Origin of the sequence: Tabrizicola sp., from assembly GCF_016792905.1 — a bacterium.
Taxonomy (GTDB): domain Bacteria; phylum Pseudomonadota; class Alphaproteobacteria; order Rhodobacterales; family Rhodobacteraceae; genus Tabrizicola.
Window position 1 is genome coordinate 73,552 of record NZ_JAEULP010000020.1, and the last position, 19,943, is coordinate 93,494.

A 19,943-nucleotide genomic window follows, 5' to 3' on the forward strand; every position below is an offset into this window, starting at 1 on the left:
ATTTGTGAACGAAAAGGGAACGGTCGTCAATCGGCGGACAGTCGGCGGCGGCGCGCCTGAAGCTGGTGCACGCCGATCCCGAGCAGGCACAGCGTGGTGGCCGCCAAGGCGAGCCCCGGCGGACCGATACTCGCCATGAGCGCAGCGAGGATCGGGGTGCCTGTCGTGGTGCCCAGGTTGCCCAGCTGCGCCACCGCCCCCGCAGCGCGGGCCCGGTCCTCTGCCGTGGCGTTCAGCTCGGGGATCGAGGCGAAGCTGGCGCCCTGCACGATCCCCAGCGCGGCGGAGAGGAGGAACCCGCCCGCAACCATCCCGGCCCCCTGCCCCCAGAACAGCCACAGGAGCAGGAAGCCCGGAATGGCCGACGCGTAGCCAAGTTGCACCAGCCGGACGGCCGACATGCGTTTCAAAAGCCGGACCCCGAGGGTCAGCGAGACTGCGATGGAGACGAGCGGCATCCCGGCGGCGATCAGGGCGCGGTGGGTCTCGGGGGTCTCGGGCGGGAGCAGGGTCAGGATGGCGACATAGAGGAAGGTATAGCAGCAGAACCCCATGGCCGGGGCGGCGAGGCGGGGAGAGGCGTAGATTTCGGCGTGCTGGGCGAGGAGATTGCCAAGCGGCGCCGGATCGTGGCGCGGGTCGGGCGGCAGGGTCAGGTACAGGATCGTGGCAAGCGCGGCCATGTAGGTGGCGTGGCCGAGGAAGAGGGTGGTGGGCGCCAGGTGCGGGCCGATCAGGGCGAGCACGGTGTAGGTGACACCGAAGAAGCTGGACCAGAGGGTCATCGCCAGTGGGCGGCGGTCATCGGGAGCGAGGGCGGCAATCATGGTGGGGCCGACGACGACGACGGAAAGGTGGCTTCCTCCCTCGACGATGCGGGAGGCGAGCATCAGCGGGTAGGCGGGCATCAGGGACTGGAGGGCGGACATCGCGGCCCCGGCGGCGAGCGCCGTCACGATGGCGCGGCGGGGGCCGATGCGGGCGACCAGCAATCCGGCGGTGGTGCCGAAGATCAGGCCGACCATGCCGACGATGGAGACGACGAGGCCGAGGGCGATCTCTCCATTCCCGCCGTAGGTGGCCCGCAGGCTTTCGTAGAGGATCGATATCTTGCCGAACTGGGCGGCGGCGCCGAGACCGGCGCACCAGAGGAGGAGGACGAGGAACATGGGGGGCAGCGGGCGCATGGCGCAGTCGTAGCTGGATCGCGGGCGGGGTGCCAGAGGGGTGTCCACGGTGGACAGATTTTCTGGTCGTTCGATTTCAAGGGCTTGCGCGCGGGCGTTCAGGGATTGTTAAGGGCTTGCACCATGCGCGGTCGCGCTCGATGACAGCGGGGACGGTGGGTTGGCACCCACCCTACCACCCCTCGCGGAGCGATGAAATGGCGTGAGCGCGCGCGCCCCTGGTTGGCGGGGAACGCCTCCGGCGGGGATATTTGGGCCAGTATGAAAGGTGGGCAGGGCGCGTGTGGCGGGCCGCAGATGGCTCCGGCAGGGATATTTGCGGCAAAGATGAAAGGCAGATCGTAGGCCCCGGTCATGCGACGAGGAGACGACGTCGAACGAGAAGGGATCAGGCGCGCTGCGCCATGGCCCAGGCGACGATGGGGAAGTCCGGGTCGTTGGTCAGGTCATCGTCCCTGTATTCCGGCGGCCAGGGGGTTTCCAGATTGCGCAGCGCGGCGGCGCGGTTGCCCCATTGGAAGGACTGCACCCGATCCGGATCGAAGCCGCCTTCGACCAGCAGGTTCGCCAGCCCGCGCGCCGACCAGCGGGAACAGTCGACCGGGGCGGCGTGCCAGGGAATGAAGAACGGCACCGCGATCCAGAACCAGCCGCCGGGCCGCAGCATGCGATGCACGCTGCGGGTAGCGGCATGGGGGCGGTCGATATGTTCCCAGACCTGATTGGCCAGGATCAGGTCGAACTTCAACACCTTGCCCGCGCCATCGCGGAAAGGGCCGGTGCAGGGGTCATGCTGGGGAAAATGGAAGCTGCGATAGCTGCGGAAGGCGAACATCTCGCCCCACTTGCCCGAGATTTCGGCCACATCCAGCCCCTTGGGGCCGAGACTGGCAATCCAGTCCCGGCTGGCCTTCTGCATCACGATCCGGTTCAGCGACCGCATCAGATGTGGAGCGCGCGTCCGTAGGCGTCGAGCACGGCTTCGTGCATCATTTCCGACAGGGTCGGGTGCGGGAAGACGGTGTTCATCAGGTCTTCTTCCGTGGTCTCCAGCGCGCGGCCGACGACATAGCCCTGGATCAGCTCGGTCACTTCGGCGCCGATCATGTGCGCGCCCAGTAGCTCGCCGGTCCTGGCATCGAAGAGGGTCTTGATCATGCCCTCGGGCTCGCCCAGAGCGATGGCCTTGCCGTTGCCGATGAAGGGGAAGCGGCCGACCTTGATCTGATAGCCCGCCTCCTTCGCCTTGGCCTCGGTCAGGCCGACGGAGGCCACCTGCGGCTGGCAATAGGTGCAGCCCGCGATGGAGTTCGGCTTGATCGGATGCGGATGGCCGCCCGCGATCAGTTCGGCCACCATCACGCCCTCATGGCTGGCCTTGTGGGCGAGCCAGGGTGCCCCGGCGATATCGCCGATGGCGTAAAGCCCTTCGACCCCGGTGCGGCAGAATTCGTCGGTCACGACATGGGTGCGGTCGATCTTCACGCCGAGCGCTTCGAGGCCAAGGTTTTCAACATTGCCGACGATGCCGACGGCGGAGATCACCGTGTCGAAGTCCTGCGTGGTGATCTTGCCGTCCTGCTCGATATGCGCGGTGACGCCCTTGCCGGGATGCCGGTCCAGCTTCTTGACCGCCGCCTTTTCCAGAATCTTCATCCCCTGCTTGATGAAAGCCTTTTTCGCGAAGGCGCTGATTTCGGCGTCTTCCACCGGCAGGATGCGGTCCATCACTTCCACGACCGTCGTGTCAGCGCCCAGCGTGTTGAAGAAGCTGGCGAATTCGATGCCGATGGCGCCCGAGCCGATCACCAGCAGCTTCTTGGGCATCCGGGTCGCGACGAGGGCGTGCTTGTAGGACCAGACCAGATCGCCGTCCGCCTCCAGCCCCGGCAGCTCGCGGGCGCGGGCGCCGGTCGCCACGATGATCGACTTCGCGGTCAGGTCCTCGGTGCCCTTGTCGGTCTTGACGCTGACGGTTCCCTTCTTCGGCAGGGTCGCGGCGCCCATGAAGACCGTGACCTTGTTCTTCTTCATCAGATGGCCGATGCCGCCCGACAGCTGTTTCGCCACGCCACGCGACCGCGCGACGACGGCGGGCAGGTCGAAGCCGATGCCGTCGGCCTTCAGCCCGAAATCCTTGGCGCGGTGCATCAGGTGGAAGACCTCGGCCGAGCGGAGGAGTGCCTTGGTCGGGATGCAGCCCCAGTTCAGGCAGATGCCGCCCAGATGTTCGCGTTCGACGATGGCGACTTTCAGGCCAAGCTGGGAGGCGCGGATGGCGGCGACATAGCCCCCCGGTCCGGCACCGATCACGATTACGTCGAAGCTTTGGGCAGCCATCTTTCCCTCCTCCAGAAAAAGTAGTTTGCCATTAAACTATCCGAAAAACCCAAGCAACATTGGTGTTGCCGTGGGCCTATGCGCCGGGCGCATGGCTGTCCTTCATTGCCTTGACCAACGCGGCATAGCCGCCCTGGTCGAGATAGGCCTGTTCCTCGGGTGTCGAGACCCGGCCAAGCGCCGCGTTGCGGGTGGGGAAGCGGCCATAGCGCAGGATGATGGCCTGATGCGCCCGGGCGTGGAGGAGGTTCTCGGGGTCGGAGGGCAGGCGGTCGCGCATGTATTCCACCGCAAGCGCCTGGTCGGCCGGATCCTCGGAATGTTCGAAGGGCATGTAGAAGAACTGGCGTTCGGGTTCGGGGGCGTTCAGGTCCCAGCCCTCCGCCACGGCCTTGCGGGTGGCGGCGCGGGCCAGCGGGTCGGTCGCGAAGGCCAAGGCGGTGCCGCGATGGATGTTGCGCGGGATCTGGTCGGTGAGGATCAGGTAGGCGAGCGTGCCGACCGTGCCATCGACCCAGTGCTCAAGCCCGCCGTCATGGGCCGCCTGCCAGAGGTCGGCGAAGCGGTCGCGGCAGAGGCTGTCGATCTCGTCCCCGCCGGCATACCAGCCCTTCGGGCCAAGCTCGTGCAGCCAGAATTCCAGGACCTCGACCGGGTCGGACATCGGCACCTCCCTCGTTTCGGGGAAGCCTGACAGGCCTTTCCGCCGGGTGCAACCTCTAGCCTTTCGCGGGTTCGGGCGAGGGGCCGAGGTCGGGCGCGCTTTCGAGGACGGCGACGGTGGCGAGCGTCGAGGCCGTGGGCGCCACGCCCCGGAAGCCGCCGGTGTGGCTGGGTGCGGCGCGCTTGGTCATCCGCCAGATCGTGTAGCCGATCTGGATGGCATAGAGCACCGCCATGAACAGGAAGAAGCCGCGGGTACCGACCACCCCCATCAGCCAGCCGGTGACGAGCGGGCCGAAGATCGCGCCGAACCCGTTCAGGAAGATCATCCCGGCCGAGGCGGCGGCCATCTGCTCCTTGGACAGGAAGTCGTTGGTATAGGCGATGAGGAGGGAATACATCGGGTAGGTCACGCCCCCCAGTACCGCCGCAACCGCCAGATAGGCCCAGAACGGCAGCTTGAAGATTGCCGCCACCGTCAGCACGATCAGGGCGGCTACCGAAAGCCAGAGCGTGATCTTGCGGCGGTCCATCCGGTCCGACATCCGGCCGATCGGGTACTGCGCCAGCAGGCCGCCGACATAGAGGAAGCTGGTGAAAAGCGCGATCTGCCCGACGCTGAACAGGCTGAGCGTGCCCCAGACCGCGGCCATGCCGAACATCGCCGAAAAGACGCCGCCCGAGATCAGCATGCCGACGCAGCCGAGGGGCGAGATGTGGAAGAGGTCGCGAAAGCCCAGCCGTGCGGTGGAATCGAAAGTGGGCGCGGGGGTGTCGGCCAGGAGGAGCGGCAGGAAGGCGAGCGAGACGAGGACCGAGGGGATCAGGAACATGTCGTAGCCGAAGGGGTCCCCGGCGGCGAGAAGCGCCTGGGAGGCGACGATGCCCAGCATCTGCACGATCATGTAGAGCGAGAGCGCCTGGCCGCGCGTCTCGTTCGTGGCGGTGTTGTTCAGCCAGCTTTCAGAGGTGATGTAGATGCCCGAGAAGGCAAAGCCGATCATGACCCGCATCAGCGCCCAGACCTGCCAGTCGACCAGCATCGGGAACAGCACGAGCACGGCAGAGATCAGCGAGGCGAGGGCGGCGAAGACCCGGACATGGCCGACGCGGCGGATCATGCCGGGGGCAAGCCGCGAGCCGATCAGGAAGCCCAGGAAATAGGCCGACATCACCACCGACAGTTGCAGGGTGTTGAACGCTTCGAGCGTACCGCGGATGCCGAGGAGCGAGCCCTGCACGCCGTTGCCGACCATCAGGAGCATGACGCCGGTGAGGAGCGGCCAGGAATGGAAGAAGACGCGCAGCATCGGGGGCCTTCGTCAGAGTGGCAGGTTGAACCGTGGGGCGAGCCACAAGAGGAAGAAGTAGAGCGCAATCGTCAAGCCACATCCAAGGCCAAGCGAGACCCAGAAGCCATGCCCGTCCCGCATGAGCCGGGGCACCATCAGGAACATTGGCAAGGATGGCAGGACATACCAGAAGGTCGCCTCGAAATGGCTGGCGATTCGCGATGTGTCACCCGTATCGCGCCAAAGCCATATCACCCCCAGAATCGACACCAGCGGCAATGAGGCGACCAGTGCCGCGACCCCGGGGCTGCGCCGGGCGATTTCGGAAATCGCGGCGATCAGGAGACCGGACAGGATGGACTTCAGGACGAAGTAGCTCATGCAGAAGCCTTCGGGATCAGAAGCGAACTGTCACCATAGGAGAAGAACCGATACCCGTCACGGATTGCGTGGGCGTAGATACTGCGGATCCGGTCTTCCCCCATCAGGGCGGCGACCAGCATCACCAGCGTCGATTTCGGCAGGTGGAAGTTGGTCATCAGGGCGTCGGTCACGCGGAAGCGGTAGCCTGGATAGATGAAAATGTCCGTCTCGCCTTCCCAGGGGTGCAGGACCCCGTCGGCCCCCGCAGCGCTTTCGATCAGCCGCAGCGCGGTGGTTCCGACCGGGATCACCCGGCCCCCTGCCCGCCTGGTCGCGTTGATCTCATCCGCCGCCGCAGCCGTCACCCGGCCCCATTCGGCGTGCATCCTGTGGGTGGTCACGTCTTCGACCTTCACCGGCAGGAAGGTGCCCGCGCCGACGTGAAGCGTGACTTCGGTGAACTCCACCCCCTTTGCGGCCAGGGCACGCAGCAATTCTTCGTCGAAATGCAGCGAGGCTGTCGGGGCCGCGACCGCGCCGGAATGGCGGGCGAAGACGGTCTGGTAATCGGTGCGGTCCTGATCGTCCGCCGCCCGCTTTGCCGCGATGTAGGGCGGCAGGGGCATGACCCCGGCTTCGGCCAGCGCGGCATCGAAATCCGCGCCGGAGGCATCGAAGGCAAGGGTCAGGTCGGTTTCGGTCTTGGCCGCAACGGTTGCGGACAACCGGTCGGAAAAGCGGATCACCTCGCCCGGCTGAACCTTGCGCAGGGGCTTGGCCAAGGCGCGCCAGCCCTGCGGGCGCGGCTCCAGCAGGGTAATTTCCACCCTGGCCACGGCCTCGCCGCGCTGGCGGGTGCCGAACAGCCGCGCGGGCAGGACCTTGGTGTTGTTCAGGACCAGCCGGTCGCCGGGGCGAAGGATCTCCACCAGGTCGCTCACCTGCCGGTCGCTGATCCGGTCGCCTTCGGCCAGCAGAAGCCGGGCCGAGGGGCGCGGACGCGCGGGCCTTGTGGCGATCAGCGCTTCGGGCAGATCGAAGTCGAAGTCGGAAAGCTTCATCCGCCCCCCTCGTCGGCGTCCTTGAGGTTCGGCGGGCGCTGGCGAAACAGCTCGCGGAACATGCCGGGCGTCAGCACCGACAACGGGTTGACCATCACGTTCGGATTGTCCGTCGTCCCGGTCACGCGATAGTTGAAGCCGAACAGCCCCTCGCCCTTGCGTGTCAGGATCTGTCCCACCCCGTTGACCAGATAGATGGGCGAGATCACCCCCTGCAGGTCGATCCGGCCAGAACCGTTCAGGTACAGCCCGGCAAAGGAAATGCCAAGCGAGGCGCCGACGGCCGACCCCTGGCTGATTTCAACCGCCTTGGGCGTCAGGATGAACTTGACCTCGCCATTGTTGAAGGCAAGCCCCTCGCCGTTCAACTGCTCCAGAAGGCCGACGACCGAAACGGCCGACAGCAGCTCGGCCAGGGCGGGTGCCCCCTGGACACGCATGCGCGTGAAGGTGGCCGTGCCGTTGTACTCTCCGTCCGGCCCGCGTGGAATCAGGGTCATGTCCAGGTTGCCGCCGCGTCCCTTGTCGAAGATGCCCGCCGCCGCCATCACCGCGCCCGCATTTTCCGAGGTGATGCGCACCGCGCTGCCCTGCTTGGCCGGGGCCACCACCCCCGAGATTTCCGCCTTGCCGTTGACCCCGGCGCTGAAACTGCCGTTGAAACCGCCCTTCGAGCCGAACTCACCGCGGAAATCGGTCAGCGAAATCCCGTCCGAGATACGCAGGGCATCCAGCCGCACCGTGATCGGCCCGCCACCAGCCGGGCCACCGCTGGTATCCGGCATCCGGCGCATGTCAAGCGTGCCGCCGGTCAGCGTGACGTCGAGCGCGCCCTTGCCGCGCCCGGTCAGCGTCAGCGGCGCGTCAAGCCAGTCGCCCGCCCTGACCCGTTCGAAGACAGCCGCATCCAGGCCACCGTTCTCGCGGGTGGTGATCTTGCCCCGCGCCTCCAGTCCCGGAGCCTTCAGGACCAGACGCTCCACCACCGGCTGGCGCGATGAAAGCCGCACATCAAGGTCGATCGCCCCCCTGGTCTTCGCCGCCTTCGACCAGCCAAGCGCATCCAGTCGCAGGGCGAGGCCGGTCAGGTTCGAGGTGAGCGTCAGCTGCGGCGGCTGGTCCTTGACCAGAGCCACGTCGATGGCGGCCGGCCCCTCGCCCTTGACCGAACCTGCGGGCAGTTCGACCCCGAAGTCGCGCAGCACCGCGTCGGACAGGATGACCGTGCCGTTCACCCGCGCCCGCCCCTTCTGCTCTGGCCCGAAGCCCTGCACATAGGTCAGGTCGATGGGCATCTGGTCCAGCTTGCCCTTGCCGGAAAGCTGCAACCCGTCGGTGTTGACCGCGACCGCCACTTCCGGTGCGGTCAGGATGCGGCCCGGCACCAGCGCGGGCGAGGTGAAGTTGCGGATCGTGCCTGCGACGGTGAAGCTGATCTCCTCGAACGGGATCTTCGGCTTCATCGGCATCAGGATCGTCGCGGTCAGGTCGGCCCGCCCGTCGCCCAGGTTGTAGGGCTGCCCGGCCTTGGAGAAGAAGCTGAACGGCTCCTGGTCCAGAAGCGACAGGGTGGCGGTCAGGCTGGCCGAGGTGACGAGGTCGACCTTGGCCGTCGCGGGGCGCTGGGTGATGTCGAGGATCTGGAACACTGTCCCGTCGGCCTCGATCCGGCCGCCTTCGGGGGCGATGACATGGCCCTCGTCCAAGGCGACGGTGTAGGTCTTGTTGTCGAGCGTCGCGTGCCCCCGCCCGTTCAGGATCGGCGGCAGGGTGCGCACGAAGCGCACCTCGGTGTTGGCGAACTCGTAGGCCAGGTTGAACTGCGGCTGCCCGCCGGGTTCCAGCCGCAGGGCGGCCTGCACGTCGGACAGTCTGCCCTGACCGACGTTGCTGGCGAACCAGGCGCGCGTCTTCGGCACTGCAGCCACCGGCCAGACTTTCAGCAGGCGTTCGGCGTCGATCTGGTTCAGGCGCACATCGAGCGCACCGCCCCAGCCTGCCTCCTCGGCCCCGACCTGACCCGAGAGGAGCAGCCGTTCGTTGCCCTCGGTCAGGGCAAGCTGGCCGATGTCCAGCCGGAAGGGGTTGAGCCGCAGCCGCAGGTCAAGCGCGCCTTCGCCAAAGCGGATCGGTTCCTCGAAGAGGCCCTCGGGGTCAACCATCACCTGCTGGAACGCGATCTGCGCGATGATGGCATCGGGCAGCGCCCCCACCGCCAGCGCGCCGCCGTCCGGTCCCTGAAGATCGCCATGCCCCCGGGCCTTCAGCCGCAGCGAAGGACTGTCGACCGACAGGTCGGCCAGGTCGATCCGGGCAGTCACGGGGTCGTAGGCCAGCGAGATCTCGGCCCGGTCGAAGCCGATCGGCCTTGTGCCCTTGCCCGGGGCCAGGCTGCCCGCGCCGAGGCCAAGCTTGCCGGTCAGGCCGGCGAAGCTGCCGTCCTCGCCCAGCCGGGCGTCAAGCGCACCCGAGATCGGAGCATCGACAAAGCCGAGGAAGGCCAGCGGCGGCGCCATGGCCGCCAGGTCGGTCGCGGCGATGTTGTCCACCTTTGCGGTCAGGTGCGCCGTCTTCGCGCCCTTGTCGGAGACGAGCGTCAGCACGGCCTGCGCGGGCACCTCGCCATCAAGGAGCGTCAGCCCCAGTTCGGCCGAGATCGCCGTTGCGCCGTTCTCGATCGCCAGCCGTCCGTCGCCGACCTGCCAGGTCCGCCCGGCACGATCGTCGGTCAGGACGAGCGTCAGCCCCTCGGCCTCGATGGTGGTGAGCGATTCCAGCGCCGGGCTGGCGAACAGCGTCTCGACGGCGGTCAGGATTTCGGACGAGCTTTTCGCCCCGCCGCCGCGCCCGCCGAACTGTACGTCGATCCGGCCCTCGGCATCACGCCGCACCGCCAGGCGCGCGCCCGACAACCGCACTTCGGCAGGCCGTATCTTACCGGTCAGGAGCGCCTTTGGCTCGAAGGACACCAGCGCCTCGGGCAGGGCCAGAAGCGAGCGGCCATTGCCCCCGATCAGGCGGATGTCCTCGATCCGGAAGCGGGGGACGAAGTCGGTGTCGACCGCCAGTTCCACGCCGCCAAGCGAGACCGCCGTGCCCATCGGCAGCCGGGCGCCTTCCAGGCCCGCGTTCACCCGCGCCTCGATCTCGGCCACGATCCAGGTCGGCAGGCGTAGCGTCTTGCCGGTATAGGCGAGCGTGAGGTAGCCGAAGCCCAGGGCCAGGACGACCAGCGTCAGGATCACCGTCAGGCTGAGCCTTCCACGCCCCCGCGGCCTTCGCGCGCGCCGACCGTCGGCCCGGGAAGGCACGGGGGAAAGCGCATCGGTCAGAATCAGCGGCTCGGGTCGCGCGGGCGCGGCAACGGGGGTGTGCCCGTCTTCCATGCCGGCCGACTGGTCGTTCATCTGAGACTGCCGCCCCGCTGTATCACCCTTCACCCCGCCTGCGGAGTGACTTGCGCGTTCCCTGCCTTTATCTTTGCGCGAAGGCAACCAGATGCATAGTCACAAGTCATCGCAAGGCAAGGAGCCGCCCATGATTTCCGAAGGACAGATCGCCCCCGATTTCACCCTGCCCCGCGATGGTGGCGGCACTGTGACGCTGTCGGCGCTGCGGCCGAAGCCCGTGGTCCTGTTCGCCTATGGCCAGGACGGCAGCCCGACCTGCACCACGGCGGTCAAGGATTTCGACGCTCTGCTGCCGCAGTTCCACGCGCTGGGGGTCGTGGTGCTTGGCCTGTCGAAGGACCCGGTGAAATCACACGAACGGTTTGCCGCAAAACAGGGGCTGACGGTGCCGCTTCTCTCTGACCACGGCGGGCATCTGATGCAGGATTGGGGGCTGTTCGGCGAGAAGCTGTTCTTTGGCAAGATGGTGCAGGGCGTGCTGCGGGCGACCCTGCTGATCGGCGGCGACGGGACAGTGCTGAAACGCTGGCAGGTCGATCGGGTGAAGGGTCACGCGGATGAGGTTCTGGCAGCCGCAAAGGCGCTGTGACATGAGGGCCAGATTCCTTCGAAGGAATTTGCAAAAGCCTTCGAAGGCTTTTGGGGGACGCGACGGATGACGCAAAGCCTGGCAGAACTGGCGGTGGAGGTTCTGACGACCGCCGATGGCCGCGCCAAGACCGCGCTTGGCCGGGCGCATGCCGCCCGCTGGTTCGCGGCCCGCGATGCCGGGGAACCACTGCCCATCGGCCGGGCCGAACCTCCGCTGTTTCCTGCCCGACCGGAAAGACCCGAACTCCTCGCCCCGAAGGACGTGCCCCGTCGTCGTCCCGGAAGTCCCGAGGGGCGGATCGCCCTCCTTCACGCCGTCGCGCATATCGAGTTGAACGCGGTTGACCTGCACTGGGACATCATCGCCCGCTTCACCGACCAGCCGATGCCCCTGGGCTTCTACGACGACTGGGTGAAGGCCGCCGACGAGGAAGCCAAGCATTTCAACCTGATCTGCGACTGCCTTGAAGCGATGGGCAGCCACTACGGCGCGCTTCCCGCGCATGCCGGAATGTGGCGCGCGGCAGAGGATACCGCCCACGATCTGCATGGCCGACTGGCCGTCGTGCCGATGGTGCTGGAGGCCCGCGGGCTCGACGTCACCCCCGGCATGATCGAGGTGTTCCGCAAGCATGGCGAGACGCAGGCGCTGGAGGCATTGCAGGTGATCTATGCCGAGGAGGTCGCCCATGTCGCCTATGGTTCGAAATGGTTCAACTGGCTCTGCGGGCGCGACGGTACCGACCCGAAAGAGGTGTTTCACACCCTTGTCCGCCGTTACTTCCACGGGTCGCTGAAACCGCCGTTCAACGAGGAAAAGCGTGCCGATGCGGGCCTGCCGCCCGACTTCTACTGGCCCCTGGCCGAGGACGTCGGCTGATCGGCGGTTTCTTGCCGATGAAATGGCTGTCCCGCGCGGAAAAACCCCGAATATGGTCAAAATTGTTGCGACCCTGAAATGGGGTGGATAATCAGGTCCGAGCCCGGGGCGCAAGGTCTTGGGGCAACGTAGCGAAGCCACTGCCAAGGCTATGAACGGATGACCCCAACGTGCTGAATCGCCTCGCCTATCGGTTCCATCAAAGCCTGGAACGGCACTTTCCCGAACAGCGCCTGTTCCTGAAATCCGACACCGAGACCCGGTTCATCCGTCTCAGGCCCGCGACCCAGATCATCGCACTGGTCGGTGGCACGCTGGGGCTTTCGTGGACCATCGTCGCCACCGCGCTGATCATGATGGATTCGATCGGGGCCGGATCGGCCCGAGAACAGTCGGTCCGCCAGCAGGCGCTGTACGAGGAACGGTTGAACGCGCTGTCGTCGGACCGTGACCTGCGCGCCGAGGAAGCCGTCCGCGCCCAGGAACGTTTCAACATCGCGCTGACCCAGGTTTCGGAAATGCAGGAGCGGCTCCTGGCCTCGGAAGACCGGCGGCGCGAGCTGGAAACCGGGATCGACGCGATCCAGGACACCCTGCGCGAGACGATCAAGGAACGCGACGTGGCCCGTGGCGAGACCGAGCGGGTGACGCTCGCGCTGAACGCGCAGGCGGGCGGCGCGACCGAAATGGGCCGCGCGCAGGATACGGTCGCCACACTGGAATTCCTGACCGGTGCCCTTGGCGATGCCGCCGAAGAGCGCAACGACGTGCTTGCCAGCGCCGAGGAAGCCCGCGAGGAGGCCCGCGAGATCGCGGCCGAGAAGGACGCGATGGAGCTGCGCAACGATGCCATCTTCACCAAGCTGGAAGAGGCGCTGACCGTCTCGGTCGAGCCGCTGGACAAGATGTTCCGCGAGGCCGGGATGTCGCCGGATGACCTGATCGGCGCGGTACGCGAAGGTTACTCCGGTCAGGGCGGCCCGCTGACCCCCATCACCTTCTCGACCTCGGGCGGTGCGCCGTCGGCCGAGGAACTGCGCGCCAATGCCATCCTTGGCGGGCTCGACAAGATGAACATGTACCGCATCGCGGCCTTCCAGCTTCCCTTCGCCATGCCGGTGCGCGAGGCCGTGCGCTACACGAGCGGCTTCGGCAACCGCAACGACCCGTTCAACGGCAGTTCGCGCCGCCACGAGGGGCAGGACATGGCGGGGGCCTATGGCACCCCGATCTATGCCACCGCGGACGGAACCGTGACCTATGCCGGCTGGGAAAACGGCTATGGACGACTGATCAAGATCAAGCACGACTTCGGTGTCGAGACCCGTTACGGCCATCTGTCGCAGATCAGGGTCGAGGTCGGACAAAGGGTATCGCGTGGCGACCGGATCGGTGATATGGGCAACTCAGGCCGGTCCACTGGTACGCACCTGCACTACGAAATCCGCCTCAGCGGGACCGCAATCAATCCGATGACCTTCATAAAGGCAGCGAAGAATGTTTTCTAAGAGCCGCATCAACGAGCCGGGCCCGAAGGCCGAGGCCGAGAAGCCCAAAGCCCCGGAGGCCCCCTTGACCAAACCGTCCATGGATTTCACCCCCACCGCCCCGAAAGGCAAGGCCGGGGCTTCCGTCCTGTCGTCCGACCTGACGGTCGTCGGCAACCTGCGTACCACGGGCGACATCCAGGTCGAGGGCACCGTTGAAGGCGACATCCGTGCGCATCTTCTGACCGTCGGCGAAAGCGCCACCATCCGGGGCGAGATCGTGGCCGACGACATCGTGGTCAACGGTCGGGTGATCGGCAGGGTGCGCGGCCTGAAGGTCCGCCTCACCTCGACCGCCCGGGTCGAGGGCGACATCATCCACAAGACCATCGCCATCGAATCCGGCGCGCATTTCGAAGGCTCGGTGCAGCGGCAGGAAGACCCGCTGGCGAATGGCCGCCCCGCCGGGGCCGTGCGGCTGGACACCCCGGCCTCCGCTGCCGACGCCGAATAAGCCGACCTCCTGGCATGACCATGTCGCGGGCATCGGAGGGCACTCCGGTGCCCGTTTCCTTCTGTGCGGACGCTGACCGCCGCATCATCCTCTGGGCCGCGATCCTGGCCTCGTCGATGGGCTTCATCGACAGCTCCGTGACCTCGATCGCCACCCCCGCGATGCGCGAGGCCTTGGGCGCGACGTTGCAGCAGGCGCAGTGGATCAACGCGGCCTATCTTCTGTCGCTCTCCTCGCTGGTGCTGGTCGGGGGCGCGATGGGCGACCGGTTCGGCATCGCCCGCATCTTCTCGCTGGGGATCCTGGTCTTCGTCGGCGGGTCACTGGCCTGCGCGGCGGCGCTGACGCCCGAGCAGATGATCGCCGCCCGCGCGGTGAAGGGCGTCGGCGCCGCGCTGATGGTGCCGGGGTCGATGGCCATGGTCTCGCGCGCCTATCCCCGGGCCGAACGCGGCCAGGCGCTCGGCCTCTGGGCCGCAGCCTCGACGCTGACCACGGCGCTGGGGCCGGTCTTGGGCGGCATGTTCGTCACCTGGGGCGGAGAGCTCGGCTGGAGGCTGGTCTTCGCGCTGAACCTGCCCCTTGGCCTTGCCGCGCTCTGGCTGATCCGGGGCCGCACGCCCGGTGACATCGGCAAGCCCGGCGTAAGGGTCGACATCCTGGGCGGGCTCCTGGCCACGCTCGGCCTCGGGCTGATGGCCTGGGCGCTGACCGAGGCGAGCGCCGGCCCCATGATCGCGCTGGCGGCCGTGGCAAGCCTTGCCGCCTTCCTGGCCTGGGAGGCGATGACCCCCGCGCCGATGCTGCGGCTGGCGATGTTCCGCAACCGGACGATGGCCGTGACCAACCTTGTCACCTTCGTCCTGTATTTCGCGCTGAACGGGGTGATGTTCTACCTGCCGATGACCGCCGTTTCCGCCTGGAAGGTCACGCCGCTGGACGTGACGGCGGCCTTCCTGCCGATCTCGGTGCTGATCGGGATCCTGTCCGCCCCCGCAGGCCGGATGGCGGACCGCTGGGGCGCGGGGCCGCTGATGGCGGCGGGCTCGGGATTGGTGGCCTGCGCCTATGCTGGCCTCTGGCTTGCGGCTCCCCATGGCCAGTTCTGGACCAATGTCGTGCCGCTGACCGCGCTGGCGGGGTTCGGACTGGGGCTGGTCGTGGCCCCGCTGACGGCGGCGGCGATGCAGGGGGCGGAGGACGGCGAACAGGGCGCCGCCTCGGGGATCAACAACGCGGTCGCGCGGGTGGCCGGGCTGATTGCCATCGCGCTGCAGGGCCGGATCGCAGCGGCGGCCTATGGCCCTGGCGCCCCGGGATTCGGCGTCACCGGCGACGGGCCCGCCCATCTTGCCGCAACCGGGGCCGCCTTCGGCGCGGTCGCGCTGACCGCCAGCCTGATGGCCGCGCTCGCCGCCGTTCTGGCGCTGATGCTGGCGCGGCGTGTCAGGTGATCGCGCGGCGGTAGAGGTGCCAGCTTGCGTGCCCGAAAAGCGGCAGTACCACCAGAAGGCCGAGGAACGCCGGGAGCATCCCGAGGAACAGGCAGATCGCGATCAGTGCCCCCCAGGACAGCATGATGCGCGGATTCTCCCGTACCAGGGCGAAACTCGTCAGCATCGCGGTCACGAAATCGACCTCGCGATCCAGAAGCATCGGCAGGCTGACCACCGTCAGGCAGAACAGAAGCGTGGCGAAGCCCGCCCCGACCAGCGTTCCGAAGGCCAACATCGACAGCCCCTGCGGCGACAGGAACACCGCCAGCGAGGAGGAGACATTGGTCATCGTCGCATTGCCGAGGAAGAGGGCAAAGATCATGTGCGACAGGAAGTTCCAGAACAGGAAATAGACCACGATCACCGCCGCGATGGCCGGGATCTGGCGGTCTTTCTGGCGGAAGATCACGCCGAATATCTCATTGGCCACAAGCGGCTCCCCCGCCTCAAGCCGTCGCGAAATCTCGTAGAAGCCGCAGGCGACGAAGGGACCAAGGATCGGGAAGCCCGCGCTGGCGGGCAATGTCCACCAGACCTGCCCCTTGGCCGTCATCGCCCAGGTGATCAGCCAGCCGCCGAGGACGTAGACCGCCGAAAAGGCGAGGCCGAGAACCGGCGCGCGGCGGAAATCCCGCCAGCCCAGCGCAAGGCTGGCTTTCAGGTCGGAGGCATCGACCAGATTGATCTCGGGCACGGCGGGGGGATGGGTGACGCTCATGCTGGAAGATTAGGCGTAGGGCAAAGCGTCAGGCAAGGGATTTGACTGCGAAGAAACCCCGCCCCGGACTTGTCCGGGTCCTCATGCGATGACGCGAGGCCCCGGATCAAGTCCGGGGCGCGGTCATCTCAATCCACGTCCGCGATCTCGCCGCGTTTCTTGCCGGAGGCGTTCAGCGCCAGCGTCGCCGACATGAACCCGTCAAGGTCACCGTCCAGCGTGCCCTGCGTGTCCGAGGTCTCATGCCCGGTGCGCAGGTCCTTCACCATCTGGTAGGGCTGCAGGACGTAGGACCGGATCTGGTTGCCCCAGCCGGCATCGCCCTTGTTCTCGTGCGCCTCGTTGATGGCAGCGTTCCTCTTGTCCAGTTCCTGCTGGTAGAGGCGGGACTTCAGCGCCTTCATCGCGATGTCGCGGTTCTGGTGCTGCGATTTCAAGGACGACGTCACCACGATCCCGGAGGGGAAGTGGGTGATCCGCACCGCCGAGTCGGTCTTGTTGACGTGCTGGCCACCGGCCCCCGAGGAGCGGTAGGTGTCGATGCGGATATCCTTGTCCTGCACCTCGATCTCGATGTTGTCGTCGACCACCGGATAGACCCAGACCGAACAGAAACTGGTATGCCGCCGCGCCGCGCTGTCGTAGGGCGAGATGCGGACCAGACGATGCACCCCGGCTTCGGTCTTCAGCCAGCCATAGGCATTGTGGCCGCTGATCTTGTAGGAGGCCGACTTGATCCCCGCACCGTCGCCTTCGGATTCCGACTGAAGCTCCACCGTGAAGCCGCGCTTTTCGGCCCAGCGGACATACATCCGCGCCAGCATCGAGGCCCAGTCGCAGCTTTCCGTTCCACCCGCGCCAGCATTGATTTCCAGGAACGTGTCATTGCCGTCGGCCTCGCCATCGAGAAGCGCCTCAAGCTCTTTCTCGGCGGCGACCTTGACCAGATCGGTCAGGGCCCGCTCGGCCTCGGTCACGATCTCGGCGTCGCCCTCCATCTCGCCCAGCTCGATCAGCTCGACATTGTCCTTCAGGCCCCCGGCGATCAGCTTGTAGCCCGCCACCGCATCCATCAGCGACTGGCGGTCGCGCATCAGCTTCTGCGCCTTGGCCGGGTCGTTCCACAGGTCGGGGGATTCGATCATCGCGTCGAATTCCTCGAGCCGGTGCGGCGCGGTTTCCCAGTCCATCCGCTGCGCCAGCAGTTTCAGGGTCTTTTCGATGGCTTCGACATTGCCTTGGGTTTCGGCGCGCATTGCGGATCGGTCCTGATGGTTGTTGCAGGCGGTCATAAAGCCAAGGCCGCGCCCCGGCAAGGGTGCGGCCCGGCGTCAGGGATCGGGTCAGTACAGGCCGCCGGAAGACACGGTTCCGAAATCGGCCTTCTTCGGCACGACCACGCGCTCGCCTTCCGAGTTGGTGACGGTCTTGCCCTGGTCGACCTCGCCCTCGCCCTCGCCATAGGCGAAGAGGGGCAGGTTCTCGCCCATAGCGAAGCCGCCGTCGACCACGAGGCCGAGGCCGATCAGCGCCTCTTCGCCCTCGCGGAAGTATTCGGCCACCACATTGTCGCCCGAGGCGCCATCGGGCAGCGGCTGGCCGGTGAAACGGTCGATGTTGCGGAAATAGCCGCCGGGAGGCACCTTGAACGCAGCCCCGCCGTATTTCTTGATCGCGGTCTTCATGAAGCGTTCAAAGACCGGGCCGCAGAGCCCCGCGCCCGAGGCCTTGCCGCCAAGGGTGCGCGGCTGGTCGAAGCCGATGTAGCAGCCAGCCGCGATGTTCGAGGTGTAGCCGATGAACCAGACGTCCTTGGCATCGTTCGTGGTCCCGGTCTTGCCCGCCACCGGCACCGGCAGGTTGATCCCGCGCCCGGTGCCCCGCTTGACCACACCTTCCAGCATCGAGGTCAGCTGGTAGGCGGTGATCGCGTTCAGCACCCGCTCGCGGTTGGTGTCGATCCTGACGCCCTGCCCCGCCGCAAGATCGGCGGCCGAGCAATCCTCGCAGACGCGCTGGTCGTGGCGGTAGACCGTCTTGCCGAAGCGGTCCTGCACCCGGTCGACAAGCGTCGGCTCCACCCTCTCGCCGCCATTGGCGAACATGGAATAGGCGGCGACCATCTTGAAGAGCGTGGTTTCCTGCGACCCGAGAGCGTTCGCGAGGAACGGCCCCATCCGGTCATAGACCCCGAAGCGTTCGGCATAGCCCGCGACGGTCTGCATGCCGATTTCCTGCGCGATCCGCACGGTCATCAGGTTCCGCGACTGCTCGATCCCGGTGCGCAAGGGGGTGGGCCCGTAGAACTTGTTCGAGGCGTTCTTCGGTGTCCACAGGCCCTGCGGCGTGTCGATCTCGATCGGGGCGTCGACGACGATGGTCGCCGGGGTGAAGCCCGAATCCAGTGCAGCGGCATAGACGAAGGGCTTGAAGCTCGACCCCGGCTGGCGCGTCGCCTGCGTGGTGCGGTTGAAGACCGAATCCTGGTAGCTGAACCCGCCCTGCATCGCCAGCACCCGGCCGGTGTTCACGTCCATCGCCATGAACGCGCCCTGCACTTCCGGCACCTGGCGCAGCGACCAGCGCTTGAAGGTGCCGTCCTCGTTCGTCACGGCGCGGACAAGGACCACGTCGCCGACCGCCACCAGGTCGCCCGCCACCTTGGCCTTCTTGGCCAGAGTGCCGTCGGCCAGACGCTTCCGCGCCCAGGTCACGTCCTCGGAGGGGATGAAATGGCCATCCTCGTCATCGGCCACGCCCTCGATGCCGATGCGGGCGTCGCTCTCGCCCACGTCCAGAACCACGGCCGGGAACCAGCTTGGCACGTCGCGCGGGAGTTCCAGCTTCGACAGTTCTGCCCGCCAGCTTTCCTCGGACGCCAGCACTTCGGCGGGAAGCGTCTTGCCTGTACCGCGCCAGACACCCTGATTGCGGTCGTAATCCTCCAGTCCCTCGCGCAGCGCGGCGGCGGCGGCGTATTGCAGGTCGGGGTCGACGGTGGCCCGGATCGTCAATCCGCCCGAGAAGAACTCTTCCTCGCCAAAGACGCCCGAAAGCTGGCGGCGGATCTCGTCGGTGAAATAGTCGCGCGGGGGCAGGCTGTCGCGGAAGGCCTCGAAGTCGCCGCCCTGCACGGTCAGGAGCGGCGAGGCCTTGGCCTCGTCATAGGCGGCCTGGTCGATGTAGCCATTCTGCAGCATCTCGCCCAGGACGTAGTTCCGCCGGGCCACGGCCGCGTCGTGTTCCTGCACGGGGCGCAGCCCCTTGCCGGGCGATTTCGGAAGCGCGGCCAGATAGGCGATCTCGGCCAGGCTCAACTGGTCCAGCGTCTTGTTGAAATAGGTCTGCGCCGCTGCCGCCACGCCGAAGCTGCGATAGCCGAGGTCGATCTCGTTCAGGTACAGCTCCAGAATCCGGTCCTTCGACAGCGTCTGCTCCAGCCGCGTCGCCAGGATGATCTCCTTGATCTTCCGCTCGATCGACCGGCTGCCGTCGAGAAGGAAGTTCTTCATCACCTGCTGCGTGATGGTCGAGGCGCCGCGCATGTTTTCGCCCCGGCTTTTCACCGCCTCGATCAGCGCGGCCACCATGCCGCGGGTGTCATAGCCGTGGTGATGGTAGAAGTTCTTGTCCTCGGCGCTGATGAAGGCCTGCTTCACCAGGTCGGGAATTTCATCTGCCGGCACGAACAGCCGCCGCTCGCGGGCGAATTCGTCGATGATCCGCCCCTCGCCCGAATAGATCCGGCTGATCGTCGCAGGCGTATATTGTGCCAGGTTCTCATGGCTCGGCAGGTCGCGGGAATACATGTAGAAGATGCCGCCCAGCGTCAGGGCGGCGAAGATCAGCCCCAGCGTCAAAGCCGAGAACAGGCCACCCAGAACGTTACCGACAAACCGAAGCACCCGGGCCCCCTGCTGAGTTTCGCCCCGCACTATACC

16 protein-coding genes are annotated in these 19,943 nt (G+C 66.8%); 5 read left to right on the plus strand and 11 right to left on the minus strand.

Annotated features, from left to right (window positions below; all coding sequences use genetic code 11):
• Positions 1 to 26: 26 nt before the first annotated feature.
• From JNL31_RS03710 to JNL31_RS03745, 8 genes are all read right to left on the minus strand, one after another.
• Entirely contained in the window at positions 27 to 1,187 is a 1,161-nt protein-coding gene (locus JNL31_RS03710; RefSeq protein ID WP_294970145.1) for an MFS transporter, read from the minus strand.
• A gap of 388 nt (positions 1,188 to 1,575) precedes the next feature.
• Complete coding sequence (locus JNL31_RS03715) at positions 1,576 to 2,130, minus strand: methyltransferase domain-containing protein (protein WP_294970148.1); 555 nt, start codon at positions 2,128 to 2,130, stop codon at positions 1,576 to 1,578.
• Positions 2,130 to 3,527, minus strand: coding sequence for a dihydrolipoyl dehydrogenase (lpdA, locus tag JNL31_RS03720; protein ID WP_294970151.1), 1,398 nt, complete (start codon positions 3,525 to 3,527; stop codon positions 2,130 to 2,132). The genes JNL31_RS03715 and lpdA overlap by 1 nt, the downstream gene beginning before the upstream one ends.
• A 76-nt stretch (positions 3,528 to 3,603) precedes the next feature.
• Positions 3,604 to 4,191 (minus strand): DUF924 family protein, encoded by a 588-nt coding sequence (locus tag JNL31_RS03725; RefSeq protein ID WP_294970154.1) that lies wholly within the window; start codon positions 4,189 to 4,191, stop codon positions 3,604 to 3,606.
• A gap of 55 nt (positions 4,192 to 4,246) precedes the next feature.
• Positions 4,247 to 5,500 carry an MFS transporter gene (locus JNL31_RS03730; RefSeq protein WP_294970157.1) on the minus strand — a complete coding sequence of 418 codons (1,254 nt, stop codon included), beginning with the start codon at positions 5,498 to 5,500 and terminating at the stop codon, positions 4,247 to 4,249.
• Between the two features lie 12 nt (positions 5,501 to 5,512).
• Entirely contained in the window at positions 5,513 to 5,863 is a 351-nt protein-coding gene (locus JNL31_RS03735) for a DUF3147 family protein (protein ID WP_294970160.1), read from the minus strand.
• Entirely contained in the window at positions 5,860 to 6,906 is a 1,047-nt protein-coding gene (gene queA / locus JNL31_RS03740) for a tRNA preQ1(34) S-adenosylmethionine ribosyltransferase-isomerase QueA (RefSeq protein WP_294970162.1), read from the minus strand. The genes JNL31_RS03735 and queA overlap by 4 nt, the downstream gene beginning before the upstream one ends.
• A complete protein-coding gene (locus JNL31_RS03745) occupies positions 6,903 to 10,313 on the minus strand; it encodes an AsmA-like C-terminal region-containing protein (protein ID WP_294970165.1) in 3,411 nt (1,136 codons plus the stop codon). Before JNL31_RS03745 ends, queA begins: the two co-directional genes overlap by 4 nt.
• A gap of 130 nt (positions 10,314 to 10,443) precedes the next feature.
• On the opposite strand from JNL31_RS03745, the gene JNL31_RS03750 reads away from it, so the two are divergent.
• From JNL31_RS03750 to JNL31_RS03770, 5 genes are all read left to right on the plus strand, one after another.
• Complete coding sequence (locus JNL31_RS03750; RefSeq protein WP_294970167.1) at positions 10,444 to 10,905, plus strand: peroxiredoxin; 462 nt, start codon at positions 10,444 to 10,446, stop codon at positions 10,903 to 10,905.
• A 66-nt stretch (positions 10,906 to 10,971) separates the two neighbouring features.
• A complete protein-coding gene (locus tag JNL31_RS03755; RefSeq protein WP_294970170.1) occupies positions 10,972 to 11,787 on the plus strand; it encodes a ferritin-like domain-containing protein in 816 nt (271 codons plus the stop codon).
• A 170-nt stretch (positions 11,788 to 11,957) separates the two neighbouring features.
• A complete protein-coding gene (locus JNL31_RS03760) occupies positions 11,958 to 13,295 on the plus strand; it encodes a M23 family metallopeptidase (protein WP_294970173.1) in 1,338 nt (445 codons plus the stop codon).
• Positions 13,285 to 13,788 (plus strand): polymer-forming cytoskeletal protein, encoded by a 504-nt coding sequence (locus tag JNL31_RS03765; protein ID WP_294970176.1) that lies wholly within the window; start codon positions 13,285 to 13,287, stop codon positions 13,786 to 13,788. Before JNL31_RS03760 ends, JNL31_RS03765 begins: the two co-directional genes overlap by 11 nt.
• A gap of 20 nt (positions 13,789 to 13,808) precedes the next feature.
• Entirely contained in the window at positions 13,809 to 15,242 is a 1,434-nt protein-coding gene (locus tag JNL31_RS03770) for an MFS transporter (protein ID WP_294970179.1), read from the plus strand.
• On the opposite strand, the gene JNL31_RS03775 is transcribed toward JNL31_RS03770, so the two are convergent.
• From JNL31_RS03775 to JNL31_RS03785, 3 genes are all read right to left on the minus strand, one after another.
• Complete coding sequence (locus tag JNL31_RS03775; protein WP_294970182.1) at positions 15,235 to 16,002, minus strand: DUF2189 domain-containing protein; 768 nt, start codon at positions 16,000 to 16,002, stop codon at positions 15,235 to 15,237. The two genes, JNL31_RS03770 and JNL31_RS03775, sit on opposite strands and share 8 nt — an antisense overlap.
• A gap of 128 nt (positions 16,003 to 16,130) precedes the next feature.
• Positions 16,131 to 17,258, minus strand: coding sequence for a peptide chain release factor 2 (gene prfB, locus JNL31_RS03780; RefSeq protein WP_294970185.1), 1,128 nt, complete (start codon positions 17,256 to 17,258; stop codon positions 16,131 to 16,133).
• An 87-nt stretch (positions 17,259 to 17,345) separates the two neighbouring features.
• Positions 17,346 to 19,907 carry a penicillin-binding protein 1A gene (locus JNL31_RS03785; RefSeq protein WP_294970188.1) on the minus strand — a complete coding sequence of 854 codons (2,562 nt, stop codon included), beginning with the start codon at positions 19,905 to 19,907 and terminating at the stop codon, positions 17,346 to 17,348.
• Positions 19,908 to 19,943 lie beyond the last annotated feature (36 nt).